The sequence below is a fragment of the Nonomuraea sp. NPDC050663 genome, assembly GCF_044456985.1.
Classification (GTDB): domain Bacteria; phylum Actinomycetota; class Actinomycetes; order Streptosporangiales; family Streptosporangiaceae; genus Nonomuraea.
In genome coordinates, this window is record NZ_JBITGL010000029.1 from 48,016 (window position 1) to 63,286 (window position 15,271).

At 67.9% G+C, this 15,271-nt stretch carries 13 protein-coding genes; 7 read left to right on the forward strand and 6 right to left on the reverse strand.

From position 1 onward, the window contains the following. The first annotated feature begins 179 nt into the window (after window positions 1-179). Together ACIBH1_RS46870 and ACIBH1_RS46875 are read left to right on the forward strand one after the other, a co-directional pair. The gene (locus tag ACIBH1_RS46870; RefSeq protein ID WP_397320611.1) at window positions 180-812 is read left to right on the forward strand and encodes a hypothetical protein; all 633 of its coding nucleotides are present in this window, start codon (window positions 180-182) and stop codon (window positions 810-812) included. A gap of 112 nt (window positions 813-924) precedes the next feature. Next, entirely contained in the window at window positions 925-1,224 is a 300-nt protein-coding gene (locus ACIBH1_RS46875; protein ID WP_397320612.1) for a DUF6504 family protein, read from the forward strand. A gap of 80 nt (window positions 1,225-1,304) precedes the next feature. On the opposite strand, the gene ACIBH1_RS46880 is transcribed toward ACIBH1_RS46875, so the two are convergent. After that, the gene (locus ACIBH1_RS46880) at window positions 1,305-1,454 is read right to left on the reverse strand and encodes a hypothetical protein (RefSeq protein ID WP_397320613.1); all 150 of its coding nucleotides are present in this window, start codon (window positions 1,452-1,454) and stop codon (window positions 1,305-1,307) included. A gap of 256 nt (window positions 1,455-1,710) precedes the next feature. Here ACIBH1_RS46880 and ACIBH1_RS46885 point away from each other — a divergent pair, with 256 nt between their 5' ends. The 3 genes from ACIBH1_RS46885 to ACIBH1_RS46895 all read left to right on the forward strand — a co-directional run bounded on the left by ACIBH1_RS46885 (window position 1,711) and on the right by ACIBH1_RS46895 (window position 4,855). Further along, entirely contained in the window at window positions 1,711-3,798 is a 2,088-nt protein-coding gene (locus ACIBH1_RS46885; protein ID WP_397320614.1) for a tetratricopeptide repeat protein, read from the forward strand. Window positions 3,799-3,983: 185 nt separating this feature from the next. Next, a complete protein-coding gene (locus tag ACIBH1_RS46890; RefSeq protein WP_397320616.1) occupies window positions 3,984-4,586 on the forward strand; it encodes a recombinase family protein in 603 nt (200 codons plus the stop codon). Continuing rightward, window positions 4,583-4,855 (forward strand): hypothetical protein, encoded by a 273-nt coding sequence (locus ACIBH1_RS46895; RefSeq protein WP_397320617.1) that lies wholly within the window; start codon window positions 4,583-4,585, stop codon window positions 4,853-4,855. The genes ACIBH1_RS46890 and ACIBH1_RS46895 overlap by 4 nt, the downstream gene beginning before the upstream one ends. A 673-nt stretch (window positions 4,856-5,528) precedes the next feature. Here the strand turns inward: ACIBH1_RS46895 and ACIBH1_RS46900 are convergent. Together ACIBH1_RS46900 and ACIBH1_RS46905 are read right to left on the reverse strand one after the other, a co-directional pair. Next, window positions 5,529-7,103 (reverse strand): helix-turn-helix domain-containing protein, encoded by a 1,575-nt coding sequence (locus ACIBH1_RS46900; RefSeq protein ID WP_397320618.1) that lies wholly within the window; start codon window positions 7,101-7,103, stop codon window positions 5,529-5,531. Window positions 7,104-7,537: 434 nt separating this feature from the next. Then, window positions 7,538-10,525, reverse strand: a complete 2,988-nt coding sequence (locus tag ACIBH1_RS46905; RefSeq protein WP_397320619.1) for a CDC27 family protein — start codon at window positions 10,523-10,525, stop codon at window positions 7,538-7,540. A 220-nt stretch (window positions 10,526-10,745) separates the two neighbouring features. Between ACIBH1_RS46905 and ACIBH1_RS46910 the strand changes: the two genes are divergently transcribed. Next, window positions 10,746-10,892, forward strand: a complete 147-nt coding sequence (locus ACIBH1_RS46910) for a hypothetical protein (protein WP_397320620.1) — start codon at window positions 10,746-10,748, stop codon at window positions 10,890-10,892. A gap of 167 nt (window positions 10,893-11,059) precedes the next feature. Here ACIBH1_RS46910 and ACIBH1_RS46915 read toward each other — a convergent pair whose 3' ends face one another. Continuing rightward, window positions 11,060-11,524: a hypothetical protein gene (locus ACIBH1_RS46915; protein WP_397320621.1), complete on the reverse strand. Its 465-nt coding sequence runs from the start codon at window positions 11,522-11,524 to the stop codon at window positions 11,060-11,062. Window positions 11,525-11,759: 235 nt separating this feature from the next. Next, window positions 11,760-12,482 (reverse strand): nuclease-related domain-containing protein, encoded by a 723-nt coding sequence (locus ACIBH1_RS46920; RefSeq protein ID WP_397320622.1) that lies wholly within the window; start codon window positions 12,480-12,482, stop codon window positions 11,760-11,762. A gap of 306 nt (window positions 12,483-12,788) precedes the next feature. Here ACIBH1_RS46920 and ACIBH1_RS46925 point away from each other — a divergent pair, with 306 nt between their 5' ends. Continuing rightward, window positions 12,789-13,796 carry a NucA/NucB deoxyribonuclease domain-containing protein gene (locus ACIBH1_RS46925; protein WP_397320623.1) on the forward strand — a complete coding sequence of 336 codons (1,008 nt, stop codon included), beginning with the start codon at window positions 12,789-12,791 and terminating at the stop codon, window positions 13,794-13,796. A 204-nt stretch (window positions 13,797-14,000) separates the two neighbouring features. Here ACIBH1_RS46925 and ACIBH1_RS46930 read toward each other — a convergent pair whose 3' ends face one another. Continuing rightward, window positions 14,001-15,041 carry a hypothetical protein gene (locus tag ACIBH1_RS46930; RefSeq protein ID WP_397320624.1) on the reverse strand — a complete coding sequence of 347 codons (1,041 nt, stop codon included), beginning with the start codon at window positions 15,039-15,041 and terminating at the stop codon, window positions 14,001-14,003. Between the last annotated feature and the right edge of the window lie 230 nt (window positions 15,042-15,271).

Sequence of the window (15,271 nt, forward strand, 5' to 3'; positions counted from 1 at the left end):
CACACAATAATGCCGGGCGAGTTCCGAGCTTGCAGCTGCCGTCCGGTCCACACCGCGCGAGTTTGGAAATGCCCCCGAGTCTGTTCCGAGCGGCGCCTGGCCAACGCAATGAACCCTGCAGAGTTCGTTGCCTTCGTCCGGCCCCTGGGCGGGGTCTCTGTCGTACTAGTCTGCGGATCATGGCCTTGCGACCGGATGAGTTTTATGACCATGCAGTCGCCGCTGCGGATAGCGCGCGGCGGCTCCCGCTGGCACGTATGACGGGGTGGGAGGTCGCTCCGTTCGAGCCGGACGAACTGCGCGTCTCGCCGCTGCGTCCGCCGGTTCTGTCCGAGCCGGCGCGGCACGGCGAAGACCCATCGGACTGCGACGACTGTCGCAACCGAGATGAAGGAATCTGGTTCGACGACCACTGGCGGCTAACTCAGATCACGGGAGTTGGCGTGCCGCTGGTGCTCATGCTGTTTCCGCGCGATCACTATGACATGGCGGATCTGCCCGACGAACTGGCCGCCGAACTGGGCCTGCTGAACACACGCATCGTCCGCCACATACAGGCGCTGCCGCATGTCTGGCGAGCCCACGTCTACCGGTTTGGAGACCATGCAGCACACCTGCACATTTGGTTCTTCGCCCGGCCCGAAGGGCAGGCCCAGCTGATCGGGTCGTGGCTGACCGTCTGGGACGACCTCTTGCCGCAGTACCCCGCGGACGTGGCGCAGCAAGACGCTGCGATCGTGGCGGACGCGTTGGTCGCTTCCTACGGAGGCCGCCGGTCGGCCACCACCGAACCACCAGCCGGTCACGGGTGACCGGATCGAACGGCGATGACCCACGATCCGAAGTGACTGATACCCGACAACGTTGGGGGAGCGTCAACTAACGGCCGATCTTGGTTGTTGAAGTATTCAGAGGTTGGCCGGGGTGAGCGGCCTAGATGACGCCCACCTGGGCGGAAGCGCAGGAGGGCATCCATTCGTCGGGGTCCGAGCCGTACCGCCTCCGCGACGCCCCGTGCAGGTCACCTGGCGAGAGCGCACCGCGGTGGTGGCCGACGTGCTCGAGTACTGGGTGCAGGCCCGGGTCTGGTGGCTGGACCCAGAGCCGGAGGTCAAGCGCGACTACTGGTGGTGGCGCGTGCGCCTGGTGGCCGAGTCCGGATCTCTGATCGTCGATCTCCGCGAGGACGAGGGCACCTGGACCGTGGAACACCTGCTGGACTGACCCAGCCCTGGACGGCGTGATCGTCCAGGCCTCACATCCATCGAGCACGAGGGCCCGCATTACACAGCCCGGTCTGATAATCACCGGCGGCGCTTGCCGCCGCGGTTGCGCCGCTTCGGCGAGGCCGGTCGGCGGTTGATCAGGGCTGTAGCCAGGTTGAGCCCAGCCGCCAGCAGGGGGACGAGATCGAGGAGCAGGTCCATGACGGGCCCTTCGGGTAGATCAGCCATTCACAGGCTGGTGGACCTTCAGGGCATCGCGGGCGGTGGGGGTTCGGCATCAGATGCGTACCAACCCGAACACTCGCCGTGCTGGGTCGGGCCGCTGGAGTCAGGCTGGAAGTGCGATGCGGCGCTCCAGCCACGGCACTGAATTGATACCGGGGTTCGGCTGGTTCGCCGACGCCGTCGAACGGCCTCAGCGGAGGCGAGTTGGAGGTGCGAGCGGGTGGACAGCTCCCGGCCTGACCCGGACCAGGTGCACACCTTGGCCGAGTGGTTGACGGCGCTGGCCGCCCTACGCGGCAAGCGCTCCTATCCTGGCCTCGACAAGGCCGTGAATCCCGCGCACCCAGGACAGCCTGTGCTGTCGAAGTCGACCCTGTCGAATCTGCTCAACAAGGGTCGCCCCAGCATCGAGACGCTGGAGCTGTTCCTGCGCGCTTGTGGCGTGCCCCGCGAGGAATGGAACCGGTGGCAGGACGCCCGTGAGCGAGTACTGAGCGCTGACCTACCGGTTCCGCCAGGCCTGGTCCGGGTGTACCAGGCCAAGCCGCACCGTCTGGGCGTGCACGACGCGATCGACGTACCCGGCGCCACAGGCGAACAGCCCGCCTACGTCCAGCGCGACACCGACACCGACCCGCGCGGCGTCCGCGGACTGATCCAGCGAGCCTCCAAAGGAGGCGGTCTAGTGCTGCTGGTCGGCCGCTCATCAGTGGGCAAGACCCGATGCGCCTTCGAAGCGATCAGAGACCTGCTGCCCAACTGGTGGCTGCTTCACCCCGACGATGCCGACCACGTGCGGACCATCGCAGCCGACCCGCCCGACCACGTGGTGGTGTGGCTCGATGAACTGCAGCACTACCTTGACGGCGCCGACGGGCTGCGCGCGGGCACGGTGCGGGCTCTACTGGAGCGTGGCGCGGTCCTGGTGGGCACGATGTGGTCCGATCGCCGCGCCGCCTACAGTGCCGTGCCATCGGCGGGCTCCCCTGACCCGCACGCTCATGCCCGCCAGCTTCTTGGTCTGGCGGATGTCGTTCACATCGCCGAGCACTTCAGCCAGCCCGAGCGCCATCGAGCCGAGCAACTGGCCACCGGCGGGGACGCCCGGCTCGCCGTCGCCATACGCTCCGAGGACTACGGGCTGACGCAGACCATCGCCGCCGCACCCGAACTGGTACGCCGCTGCCGTGACGCCGGCGTCTACGCTGGGGCGGTGCTGAAGGCCGCGGTCGACGTCACTCGCCTGGGCGTGGCCTCCCCGCTGACGGCCGCCATGCTGCGTCAGGCTGCGCCCGGCTACTGCGAGGACCGCGAGCGGGCCAAGGCACCCCCCAACTGGTTCGAGACCGCGATGGCCTACCTGACCGAAGAACTGCATGGCGCGGCCAGCGTGCTGGAACTGATCGCGGCCCCAGGCGTAGCCATGGGCGAGGTGGCCGGCTACCTGGTGGCCGACTACGTGCAACAGCAGGTCCAGGCCGAGCGCCGCCGCGAAAAGATCCCGGCCAGCTGCTGGCAAGCCCTGGTCGACCACCTCGTCGACCCCGTCGAGCAGACCCGAGTGGGTGTAGAGGCTGATAAGCGGCTGCTGTATCGCTACGCCAGCCTCCTCTACAGACACGCAGTCGGAGCCGGAGACGGGTCCGCCAGCAGGCGGTTGGCCGAGCTGTTGGTCGAGCAGGGGCAGGTGGACGAGGCCATCGAGGTCTTGCGGGTGCGCGCCGATACCGGAGACGTGTTCGCCGCCGGGCGGTTGGTCGAGCTGTTGGTCGAGCAGGGGCAGGTGGAGGAGTTGCGGGTGCGGGCCGAGGCCGGACACAAGTACGCCGCCCTCCGGTTGGTCGAGCTGTTGGTCGAGCAGGGGCAGGTGGAGGAGTTGCGGGTGCGGGCCGAGGCCGGACACGTGTACGCCGCCGAGCGGTTGGCCGACCTGTTGGTCGAGCGGGGTCAGGTGGAGGAGTTGCGGGTGCGGGCCGAGGCCGGAGACGGGCCCGCCGCCGAGCGGTTGGCCGACCTGCTGGTCGAGCAGGGGCAGGTGGACGAGGCCATCGAGGTCTTGCAGGCGCCTGTTGAGGCCGGAGACGCGCTCGCCGCCCTCCGGTTGGTCGAGCTGTTGGTCGAGCGGGGTCAGGTGGAGGAGTTGCGGGTGCGGGCCGAGGCCGGACACGTGTTCGCCGCCAGGCGGTTTGCCGACCTGCTGATCGAGCGGAAGCAGGTCGAGGAGTTGCGGGTGCGGGCCGAGGCCGGAGACGGGCCCGCCGCCGAGCGGTTGGCCGACCTGCTGGTCGAGCAGGGGCAGGTGGACGAGGCGGAGCGGATTCGGCGGGATGGGCTTGAGGCGGACTGAGATCATCCCGAGCGTGTTCATTTAACGACCGTTTTATGAACGTGCCTGGCTCGGGCCGCTGAACTTCGCCCCGAATGTGCGGTGTCCGATTCGATCGTTCGTTTTCCCGTTCATCAAGGGGTCGAGCCTGCTACCGTTCAGATAACTCCCGCGAGGGGGATTTATGAACGGGGAGGCGTTTCGCAGTGGCGCTCATTGGCCTAGTCCGGGTCAGCACCGACAAGCAGAAGACTCAAAGACAGCATGACGTCCTCGATCCGATCTGTCTCAGGGTCATCGAGGAGAAGGCCAGCGGCAAGCTCCGCACCGCCGACCGGCCTGACCTCCTCACCGCCCTGTCCTATATCCGCGAGGGCGACCTGCTGACCGTCCAGGAAGTCGACCGGCTCGGCCGCAACCTCCTGGAAGGACTCATCGTCCTCAACGACCTGTTCCAGCAAGGCGTCGGCGTCAAGGTCATGGAAGGCATCGCTGCCGGGGAACACACCGAGCGCTCCTTCATCCTCGACCTGGCCCTCGCCCTGGCCGAAGACCGCCGCCGCGACATCATCCGCAAGACCAAGAACGGCCTGGAGGCCGCCCGCAAGCAGGGCAGGATCGGGGGCCGCCCCCCAGTCGTCGACGACGACAAGCGCGCCGCGATCCTCGACCGCCGCCGGCGCGGGGAGTCCATCCGCACCATCGCCACCGGCGTGAAGGTCTCCGTCGGTGTCGTGCACAAGACCCTCCAGTCAGCCGAGGGCACCGCCACCCGCCAGCCCACCCAAGAAGCTCAGGAGCCAACATGAGCCGAGAGCACGACCTCACCCAGCACGCCGCTGAGGAGAGCGGCAAGCGCGTGCACGGCATCTGGGGCGATCACATTGTGGGGACGATCGTGGCCGGGGACATCGGCACCGGCCGATGGATCGTCAGGAGCGACGACGGCACCGAACGAGAGATCGCCGGCTGCCACCTCCAGGAGATCCCCCCGGAGAGTCCTGCTGCCCGGACAACGCCTTCACCCGCAACGGCATCAGCGCCGGTGAGTTCGCCGAGGCGCTCGTGGACGCGATGACCGCGGGAGGCGCCAGCGAGGGGGAGATCAGGGAGGCCGTGGTGGGCGTCCATGTTGACGCCGCCATGCCAGACGATGGCCCCGCGCAGCTCTACCGCCTGCAGGGACCGAACGCTGGCTGACCCGTACGGCTCTCCGCCCAGCTGGGCGGGGAGCCGCGAACCAGGGCGCTTGCGCCGCGCCGCTCAGGCGGCGAGCTGCTGAACCCGACTTGGTCGAGCGTGTGGAGAAGGCGGCTGAGGCCGCCGTGACAACCTGTGATGAGCCCCGATATGGGCCTTCGAGTTCGCTGATGACGTCGAGCGCGAGCACGCGAAGAGTTTGGCCGTCGCACGCCAGGCCATCGCCGCCCGTAGTGGAGCTGTGCCGACCTTCGCCAAGTTGACGGATGAGGAGCAGCAGCACGAGATCGTGGGGGCCGCCTGGTGGCTGCGAGCAGGTCGCCGAGCCGGCGTCTACGCGTTCGAGTCCGGATGCGGCCCGGTGGTCGCCTCAACCCGGAGTGTAAGTTCCGGCGGTTAATGGCGGGAATCTCCAGAGCTATTCGGCCAGCTATGAGATCTGGCGTGGAAGTTCGCTTACCTCTCGAAATCCGGGCCGTCGAAACCAGGCGCCGCGTTGACCTTCCACCTTTGGGGCTGGGGCCACGATCGAGAGGAGAACCCGAACAGGCTCAGTCGGGCATCTGCGACGCGTGGGTGTCGATGAACTGTTGGACGGGCTCGGAGTAGCCTTGCCAGCCGTCGAATCTCCAGCCTATCTCTTTGGCCCAGGAGCTGATGTTGTGGAGAGCGATGGCGAGGTCGTTGTCGCTTCCGGTGAAGAATGCCGCCCGGACGGCTGGTTCTTTCACGAGTCGCTCGGCGATGGGCCTGGTGCGGTGCTGCTCAAACGGCGCGAAGTTCGGGAAGTAGTCGATCTCGTCGCCATATCCCACCAGGCAGGCGAGGAAGTCGAACCGGGTCAGACTCGTCGTGATCTCCTCATCGTCTGGACTCATGCCTGGGCGCAGACAGTCGAGCTGGCGCACCACCTGGCGCGCCCGGCTGAGCAGGAACACTTCGCGTGCGTCCAAGACGCTGGCGCGGCTGGCCATCACCAGGCCGTGCATAATCCAGCTTCGGCGACTACCACCCCCAACAGGGACGCTGCGCTCCGCCAGGGTGCGTACAGCAGGCCAGTCTTCGCCGCGAACAGCAAGCGCGCCCAGCCCGGACACGCGTTCGGTGATGTGCAACCAGAAGGTCGCGATGCGCTGGCTCACGTGGCTGGTGCCGGCGGGGATGTGCTCGAAGGGCAGGTCGTAGATCTGCCCGAGTGTGGCAACCGACCGTTGGAACCACTCGTACCGTTCGACCCGCAGAAACAACGCGGTCAGGCACGTCAGCCGGTCGAGCAGAGCGCTGCCGTCAGTGGTGCTGGCGTCCGCGAGCGCATGTCGCATCTGAGCAGGAGCACCTTCGAGCAGCAGCCGCAAGGGGAGGTCGTCGTCGGCGCGCAGCAGTTCGATGGCGCCGTTAAGCAGGTCGCCGGTCTCCAGCGAGAGGTTGAAGGCGGCGGCCGGACCGCGAGCGATCTGCTGGCCTGCGCCGGCCTGGGTGAGTTCAGTGGCCAGGCGGCTGTACTCCTTGTCGCGCTCGGCCTCCCAGTTCTGCTGTTCACGCCGGATGCGGCGCGCGATCACCTGCTCCAGCCCTTGCTGAGTCAGGCGGGTGCTCTGGGTGCCGTTGCGGAAGAACACCTCGCCCGCTCGAAACACCGTCTTGCTCTGGCCGTCGCCGTCGGTGTACTGGCCGTCGGAGCGGAAGAACGCGCATCCGGCAGGATTGGGCGCAACGTAGATGAGCACGATGTGATGCTCGTCGTCTATCACATGGCTCTGCGTGTGGATCTCCAGCGTGTCCGGCAGCCATTTCAGAAGCTTGCTGCGAAGCGATGCCTCGTCGAACACCTTGGTGTGCGCCTCGGTCATCGTGCGTGATGGTGCGCCGCGCCCGTCGACGCCGATCACGATGTAGCCACCCTTCACCGACATCGCACCGACGTCCTTGGCCAGCTCCACCTGATCCCGTTTATTTGCAGTCTTGCGCAGGTCCAACTCCTCCTTGAAGTCGAGTGTGTCGTACTCGGCCTCCAAAGCGATCAGCTGCCGCAACTTCTCGATGTTGACCACCGGCTCGATGACGACCGGCTGCTGCTGCTGAGCAGTCTCGTCGATGTCGGACTCGGTTGTGTCTGGCTCGGTCATCAACTCAACGTAGCGAAACGACCCCTGCCGGGGCGCAGTTCCCGTCCTACTCGACTCCTACGCCGGACTTCACCTTGCACCAGCTGCGCTACAGCGCTGCCACCACTTCGGTGAGGCCGAAGTTTGCAGCGCTCATCTTGGGCAAGACTCGGCACGAGAACTCGCGCGCCACTCCTGCGCGCAAACGCTAGGGCGACGGTACGGCGCTGAGGCCAGCGCCGTCCGCGACCAGGCCACTGCCTAGGTCCGGGCCGAGGCCGCCGAGGGATCGGCGAAAGCCTCCATCGAGATCTCCAGGATCACCGCGAAGCACCGGAGAGCGTCTCAGATCATAGTGCAGAGGACCTTGGGAATCAGCGCAGAGGACTGCGGACATTGACAGGCAAGCACGGCCAGATGCTGATGACAGCACGGCGTAGATCCTTGGCCGGATCTCAGGTGTCATCGGTTTCCAGCGGAAGGCCGTACCGACGCAGCCGATCCGCCTCCTCCACTGTGCCCTGTTCGCCCAGCAGCCAGATCAGCCACTCGGCGGCGTAGGGGGTACCGACAAGAACCAGGGCGCGCAGGTCCTCGACGCGCCCCTGCGTGGCCAACAGCTCTGCAAGTCGCGCAGCGGCGTGGATATTGCCGGTGTGAGCCAGGGCGCGTAGGTCCTCGATGCGGCGTCGTTGGGACAGCAGATCAGCCAACCGCAGGGCCGCAAAGCTGTCGGTGGTTTCGGCAGGGACGCGCATGACGGCGATGGCTTCCTCGTGGTAGCCCTGATCGGCCAGCAGCTCAGCCAACTCCCCTGCTGCGGAGAAGCTGCCATTGTAGGTCAGGACCGCGATGGCTTCCTCGACGCGCCCCTGCTTAGCCAACAGCTCAGCCAGTCGCCGAGCGCAGGAGGTATTGCTGGTGCCAGCTGCCTGTAGGACGGCGATGGCTTCTTCGGCGCGGCCCCGCTCGGCCAAATGGCCAGCTAGCAGGTGGGCGGCGTAGTCGTTGCCGGTGTCGGCCAGGGCGCGCAGGCTCTCAATACCCTGCCCGCGCGCCAGGAGGGCCAAGTAAAAGGCGGCGTGGTCGCTGCCGGCGTCAGCCATATCGTGCAAGTCTTCAATGCGGCCCTGCTTGGCCAGCAGACTTGCCATCTTCTGGGCGGCGTGGTCGCTGCCGGCCTCAGCCATATCGTGCAGGTCTTCAATGCGGCCCTGCTTGGCCAGCAGACTTGCCATCTTCTGGGCGGCGTGGTCGCTGCCGGCCTCAGCCATATCGTGCAGGTCTTCAATGCGGCCCTGAGCGGCCAGCAGCTGGGACAGCTTCCGGTCGGCGTGGTCGTAGCCAGTGTTGGCCAGGGCGCGTAAGTCCTCAATACGGCCCTGCTCGACCAGCAGACCAGTCAACTTCAGGGCGACGCGGTCGTCGCCGTAGGAATCGGGGTCGGGCGGGGCGGGCAGGGCGGTGATGGCTTCCGCGATGCGGTCTTGATCGATCAGCAGGTCAGCCAGCAGGTGGGCCAGCTGCTTGGAAAGATGTGCGTCGCCGGTGTCGGTTGAGGCCTGTAGGACGGTGATGGCTTCTTCGATGCTGCCCCTGTCGGCCAGCAACTTGGCCAGTTGCAAGGCAGCGGCGCTGTCGCCTGCATCGGTTGGGGCGCGCAGGACGGTGATGGCTTCCTCAAGACTGCCTCGTTTAGCCAACTGGCCCGCCAGCTCCCGGGCGGCGGGGCTGTTGCCGGTGTCAACCAGGGCGCGCAGGTCCTCAATGCGGCCCTGCCTGACCAGCAGCTTGGACAGCTCCTGGCCGGCGTGGTCATTGCCCGTGTCGGCCAGGGTACGTAGGACGTCGACGGCTTCCTCGATGCGCCCCTGGTTGGCCAGCTCCAAGCCGGCGTAGACATTGCCGGTGTCGGCCAGGACACGCAGGTCCTCGACGCGGCCCTGCTCAGCTAGCAGATGGGCCAGCCATTGTGCGGCCTCACCTTGAGTGATGGGGGTCGGGGCCAGGAGAAGCTCCTCGGCACAGCTGTACAACAACCGATCTGTGGCTGCCGCAGCGACGCGGACACGATCCTCGGCGTTGGTCAGGTGCTCGATCAAAGCATGCCAAGTGGAGGTCGGCACCCTTCTCGATCGGCGCTGTTGCCCGATCGTCTGCTGAGGGAAGTCGGCGACCATGTAGCCGTGCGGGCCGCCCATGGTGCCGGGCGGGGCGATCGGGTCAAGCACCGCGGCAGCGCCTTGGAGCTGCAGGGTGAGGTACGCCATGGCGGACTCGAACCAGTTGCTGGCGGCCACCGCGCGTTGTCGCTCATCGCAGTAGCCAGGTGCCGCTCGGCGCAGCAGGTCGCTGGTCAACGCAGATCGCGCCCCGAGCCTGCCGGCATCCACAGCGGCCTCCAACACCGCGCGAGCATAGGGGTCGGCGGTCTTGGCGTGGGTGGTCAGCGCCGGAGCCGCGGCGATCGCCGGGAACAGCTCATAGCCGGTGATCTGCAGACCAGCCTTGAGGCGTTTGTCGCCCGATGCTGCCGCCCGAGTCCGCTCATCGGGACTCAATGCGGCTGGGATCGTGATCGTTGCCGCCTGCTTCTTGACCACCTCCCACTCAGCGGCGTAGGAACGAGAATCCCCAGGCCCAGGCTGGCGGGAGTAGGGGCGATAGAAGTCATCGCGCATGGTGGCAATTAGCAACACCCCGCGGCCGGTCAGTGACCGGACCAGATCGGCGGTGAGCCCGGCCGTGCCCATCAGATAGTTCTGTAGCTCATCCAGCCACACCACCAGCTCAGACGGGGGGGCGGTCGCGGCTTGCCGGATCTGCTCGACGTCGGTCGGCACCAGCAACCACCAGTGCGAGAGCAGGTCCTGGACGGCCGCACAGGCGCACCGGCTCTTGCCCACTGAGGACTTTCCGACCAGCAGCAGCAATCGTCCCTGCCCGCTCTCGACGGCGTCGCGGATGAGCCCGCGCAGGCCAGCTGGGTCGGTGTCGATGTCCCGCTCCACATAGACCGGTTGATCACCGGCCGCGCCGGGCACGTCGATGGCGGGGTGCACCCCCAGATCTCGAGTCTTCGCATCCGCAGCCCGCATCAGGTTGACCAGACGCGCAAGGTCCGGCTCGCGCCCCTCTGCTCTGGCGCGTCTGAGGGCTGTCTGCCATGCCTCGTGCCGGTCCCTGGGCACTCCGCAGACGCGCAGGAACGCTGCGAGCGTCCGCTCGCTGGTCCGCCCCGTGCGGAGCATGTCGCTGACGGTCTGCTTGGTCAGCGATTCCGGCGGCCTTAGGTTACCTGCGGCGGTTTCGATCGCCGTCGGGCCGCGCGACCCGGCCAGAGCCTTCAAGGCCTGCGCCAACTGGTCGGGGGTGCGCACCCTGGCCGGGTCGGGCGGTTCGGCTGGCCCGGCGGGCGCTGTCGTCGCACCGTTCGGATCCATCAGGGCTCCTGTACCTGTCGACTTACCAGTGAACGTCGGGGCAGCTCATGCGGATTTGCCGGTAGCCCCAGTCTTTCTGCACGAACCAGGCCAGTCCACCTGCCTTGATCCGAAACGTCCGGCCGGTCCGAGAGAACTGCCGGACGACACGCTCACGCCGCCAATGGGAGGTACCGGGCCGGAACCGCTCCAGCCCCCTCCGAGCGACGGAGACACGACCATGCAGCAACTGTCCGACTTCATCCCGCTGGCAGTGGCAACGATCAACCTCATCACCGCCATCCTCGCCCGGCGAGCCGCCCGCCGCCACCGGGAGCGGCAGGAAGGTAACGAATCCAGCGCTCGCGCATCCTCCGCCGAGGATTGACAGCCGTGAGCGGTAGAGGCGTGGTTATCCGGGTTCGCCTACTCGTCAAACGGACAAGCGCCCACCAGCCCCGAGCGAGCGGCAGACGGTCCTTCCGGCCGCGGATCAAAGGCGAGTGCGGCTCGTGCTCGGCAGGTCAGGTCCTGACCTGCCGATCGCGGTTCGGTTCAGCCTTCGGTGCCGGTGGGGTCACAGGGAGGGCTGGGCGGCTCGGGCGGTGGTGGCGGGGTGGGGCGGGAGTTTCGCATCCGCATGAAGCCGTACCTCTCCAGGAGCTTGACCAAGCGCAGCCCGTCCTCGGTCAGATGCGTGCCACCGCCTCCGCAGGTGGAGCAGCGGTTGCTGTCGTAGGTGCGCTCCGGCTGGTGGGCGTCGTGCTCGGCCAGCGCCTGTTCGGCTGCGGCGACCTCGTCGGGCACAAGCTCGGGAGGCTCGGCGACCTCGGCGCCGTGGATGCCGACGACGTTATCGAGCCCGGTCACCCACTGGCGGGGCGGCAGGCCAGCCCGTTCGCGCGCTTCCCGGGCGCGGGCGACCAGGATGGCGAAGGTCTGATTCCAGCTGATCCACTGTGGCGGCTCGCGTCGTCCGGACCCGGCGCAGTCGGCGCACGAGGTCTCGATCTCCGCCATGAGCTCAGACAGCTTCGACTCTGAGTGGCCGTCTGGATGCTTTGAGTGGTTCATGGTGGGGACCGTACGCCGCGAATCCCGTCAACGTCCACATCGGAGGCGCATCGCCCGTGCGGCAGAACGGGGCGGAGAGGGTTGAGGTTGGGCCTGCAGGCGCAGCCGTACCTCATCACGGGGGTAAGGTCGTTCAGGTCGCGGGCCGAAGGCGCGTGCGGCGTGTGGACGGCATACCGTCCTACTGCACGTACGGCGGGAAGGCGCGCTCGGCCGCGAGGGCCAGGTGCTCGACCGCGGTCTTGTCGTAGACCTTCGGCCGGTCGAGGATCCAGCTCGTCAGCAGCGACGGGCGGAGCACCTGGGCGCCGTGGACGACCTGGCCGCGCCAGGGAACGTGCGGGCCATGGACGGCCAGAACCGCCACGACCTGCACCGGCCGGCCCGCCGTACCGAGGACGCCGGCGACGCTGCGGGTCTCATACAGCAGGCTCCGCACGTCTGACGGCGTGATCACCCGGCCCTTGCGAGCCCACCGGCCGCCGCCCCGGATCTTCTGATCGCGCCGCCACATCTTGGAGTCGATGACGAACACGCCGGTGGGGCCGACCACGAGGTGGTCGACGTTGGCGCGGCCCCGGGGCAGCGCTCGATCGTGCAGCACCGTGTAGCCGAGCCTTGTGAGGATGCGCAGGTGCCGAGCCGTACGGCGTTCGCCGATGGCGCCGCGCCGCCAGCTGCTCGCCGCGCCGCCTGCTCGCCAGCGCACGACGATGTCGGCCACGACCACCACGGCGGCGGCCAGCAGGCCCAGCTTCCAGCCGAAGGGCACGAGGGCGGCCAGGCCGACGAGCGCCGCCAGGAGCGTGCGCAGGATCAGCCGGGGTAGCCGGTCGGCCGTTTGCTCTGCCCGGTACCGGGCGTGAGCTGAGGCGCCGGCTCCACGGGGAGTGAAGTTGACCACCGCGGACCTCCAACGAAGGGGGAGCCTGGGAGGCCTTCACCGTACGACGCGCCACCGACAACAATCCGAGGATCGATGTGTCCAGCTTCTGCACGGGGCCGATGACCACTCGCGGCTGAAGGGCTTACGGCAGGCGGCCGGGCGGTTCGGTCGATTGGGCCGATGCCCTACTGGTGCTTCTCTTGATCGAGGCGATCGGAACTCTTGCCAAGTCGATTGCACAAGGTTACCAATCGACTACTAGTAGCTGCGGAGTCGCGGTGGGAGATTGTGATCTTCCAGATCACACCCTCCTCTTGAGGTGACATGCGCACCACCACCTCCATCCGATCCAAGATCGCCCGCCTCCTGATCCTGCCCGCACTCCTCGCACCCATCCTGGCCGCCCCGCCAGCCTCGGCAGCAGCCCGGCCGGCCGCCAGCACAGCGAAAGCCTCGTGGGACTCGATCCCGCAAGCCGCTGTCGTCCGCCAAGCCGCCGCCGCATGCCCGGCCCGCACCCGCACCCTGGACTGCGATCGCCGCACCGGCCGCGTCCGCTACTTCGTCGACGGCGTCCAGGTCGGTGTGGCCACCTACGTGGCCACCACCGTCATCAACACCAAGGTCAACTCCTCGACGTTCACGGCCCGCATGACGGTCGAGGTGGTCGGGACGCCCGGCATTCCACCCGGGTCTGCGGCGATCTTCACCGCCGACTGCGACAGCCCGTGCGCCTCCGGCGGCGAGGTCACCGGCCCCCTCATCACAGGCGCCCAGTTCAGTGGCGACTTCACCTTCCGCGACGGCACCGCCACCCGGCACACCTCCGAGATCGAAGTCACCGTCATCCCCGTCGTCCCCGAAGCAGACGGGCAGACCCCCGGCCGAGGCATCCTCAACGTCACCGTCCGCTGCGACGACGAGTTCGCCTCCAGCATGTTCCCCGGCTGCGTGATCACCACGTTCTTGCCGACGATGACGAGCATGACGCAGCTGGAGCAGATCGCCATCAACATCCGCAAGATCCAGGCCCGCGGCGGCTACGGCGTACCCGGGGTTCATCCCTTGCACCGCGAAGCCGACGAAGCCACTCAGAAACGCAACCGCGAACAGGCGTGTAACCGGCGGGTGACCGGCGACCGCCCGCCTGGGATGAGCTGCGACGAATACCCGTTCGCGACAACCCAGGAAGGCGGCCACAACCTCCCGAAGGAAGCGCGCGGCTGGTCCTGGGTGCCCGAACACGAGCAGAACAGCCAAGGCGGGCTGGTCACCGGGTTCTACAAGCAGAACCGGGTACTCGACGGCGACCCGTTCTACGTCAAGGTCTGACGCGACGACGAGCATGATCACAGCCATGCCATACGCCCACGATTCCACCCGCTACGTCTTCTAGACCTGCTTAGACGCGAAGGGAGCCCCGCCCGATTCCGAAAGGACGAGCGGGGCTTCTCGGGCCATCTACACCTACAACGGTGACCTGCCATCGTCTCGGTGCGGGACTTTGCGCTTCGGCAGGCCAGGCGAGCCAGCTCTTCACCAGCCGCTCGGGCCATGGTGCTCCGACCGTGACAGCGCCCAGTTCCGCAGCGATTCCAGCCCTTCGTGCCGCACCACCCACTGGTCAGCGATGATCGCCATGCCGCGCAGGCTGCCCGCGTAGCTGTCGGCCACCCGCGCGAATAGCGCCGCGAGCCCCTCGGCCAGCTCCACGTACCCGTCGGGGTCGTACAGCCAGCGGCCCACCACCTCGAGCACAGCGGCGAACAGGTCCTCATCCACGCGCCGCTCGGCGGCGCCCTCCCCCAGGGTGTAGACCGCCCGCTTCAGCGTGTCGGCCTCCCACGATCCGCCCCGCCCCGCGGTCAGGATGTGCCCGCGCTCCTCCCCCTGGTGCGCGGCCAGGTCAGCCACCCACAGGAAGTGAAGCGCCGCCAGGACGCTGATCAGGCTCTTGCGGCCGGCGCGCGTCATCTCGGCCACCAGCCGGGCGGCATCGTCCCTCGGCATGGCCACGACTGGACGCACCGGGCCACGGGCTTGCAGCAGTTGCGTGTACGGCAGGGGCCCGCTGCTGTCGCGGTCGCGGGCTGACCAGCCGCCGCTGTAGTCCTGGCGGAACAGCACGTCGTCGTGCTCGGCGCTCCACCCTTGGGTGATCCATCCGAAGGCGTGGTCGTCGACGAGCCGGTACGGCGGAGCGGTGTCGGGGTGGCGCACGGCGATCTGCAAGTCCCGGGCGGCCCGCCACACCTTCCAGTCCTCGCCGGTGAACTGCTCGCCGACGGAGACGGCGAGCACGGCCTCGACGAGTGTCGTCAAGGCCTGGCTCTCGTGCTGGCCGTCGGCCTCGAACGCGGCCAGCGCCCCGGCGACGTCGGCGTCCTGCCGCAGTCGCGCCTGGCTCGGCAGCTCTTGTACGGCGGTGCGCATCTCGGTGAGGGCTGAGGCGAGCGTGGCCCCGGCCGCCGGTGCGGGGCGCTGGCCGAGCTCGGCGCGCAGCGCGGCGGTGTACTTGCCGCCGTCGCGGGCTGCCTGGCGGGCGCGCTGAGCGGCGCGGGGCTGGTGCTTGGGCATGATCGTCTCCTCCAAGCCGAATCCCACGCCCCGGCCGGACGATATGCCGTCACCGTGCTTGTGCGCGGGCCGAGAGGGCGACCTTGGCCGAAGTGCCCTGGGCGGCGTGGGCGCCGGGCGCAGCGGACGGCGTACGCGTCTTGCCGTTCCCGGCAGCGTAGCCCCCGGCCACCTTCTCGGGCCACCGGCTTGATGAGATTCTCCCCGAATGGGGAACATCCCTATTCAGG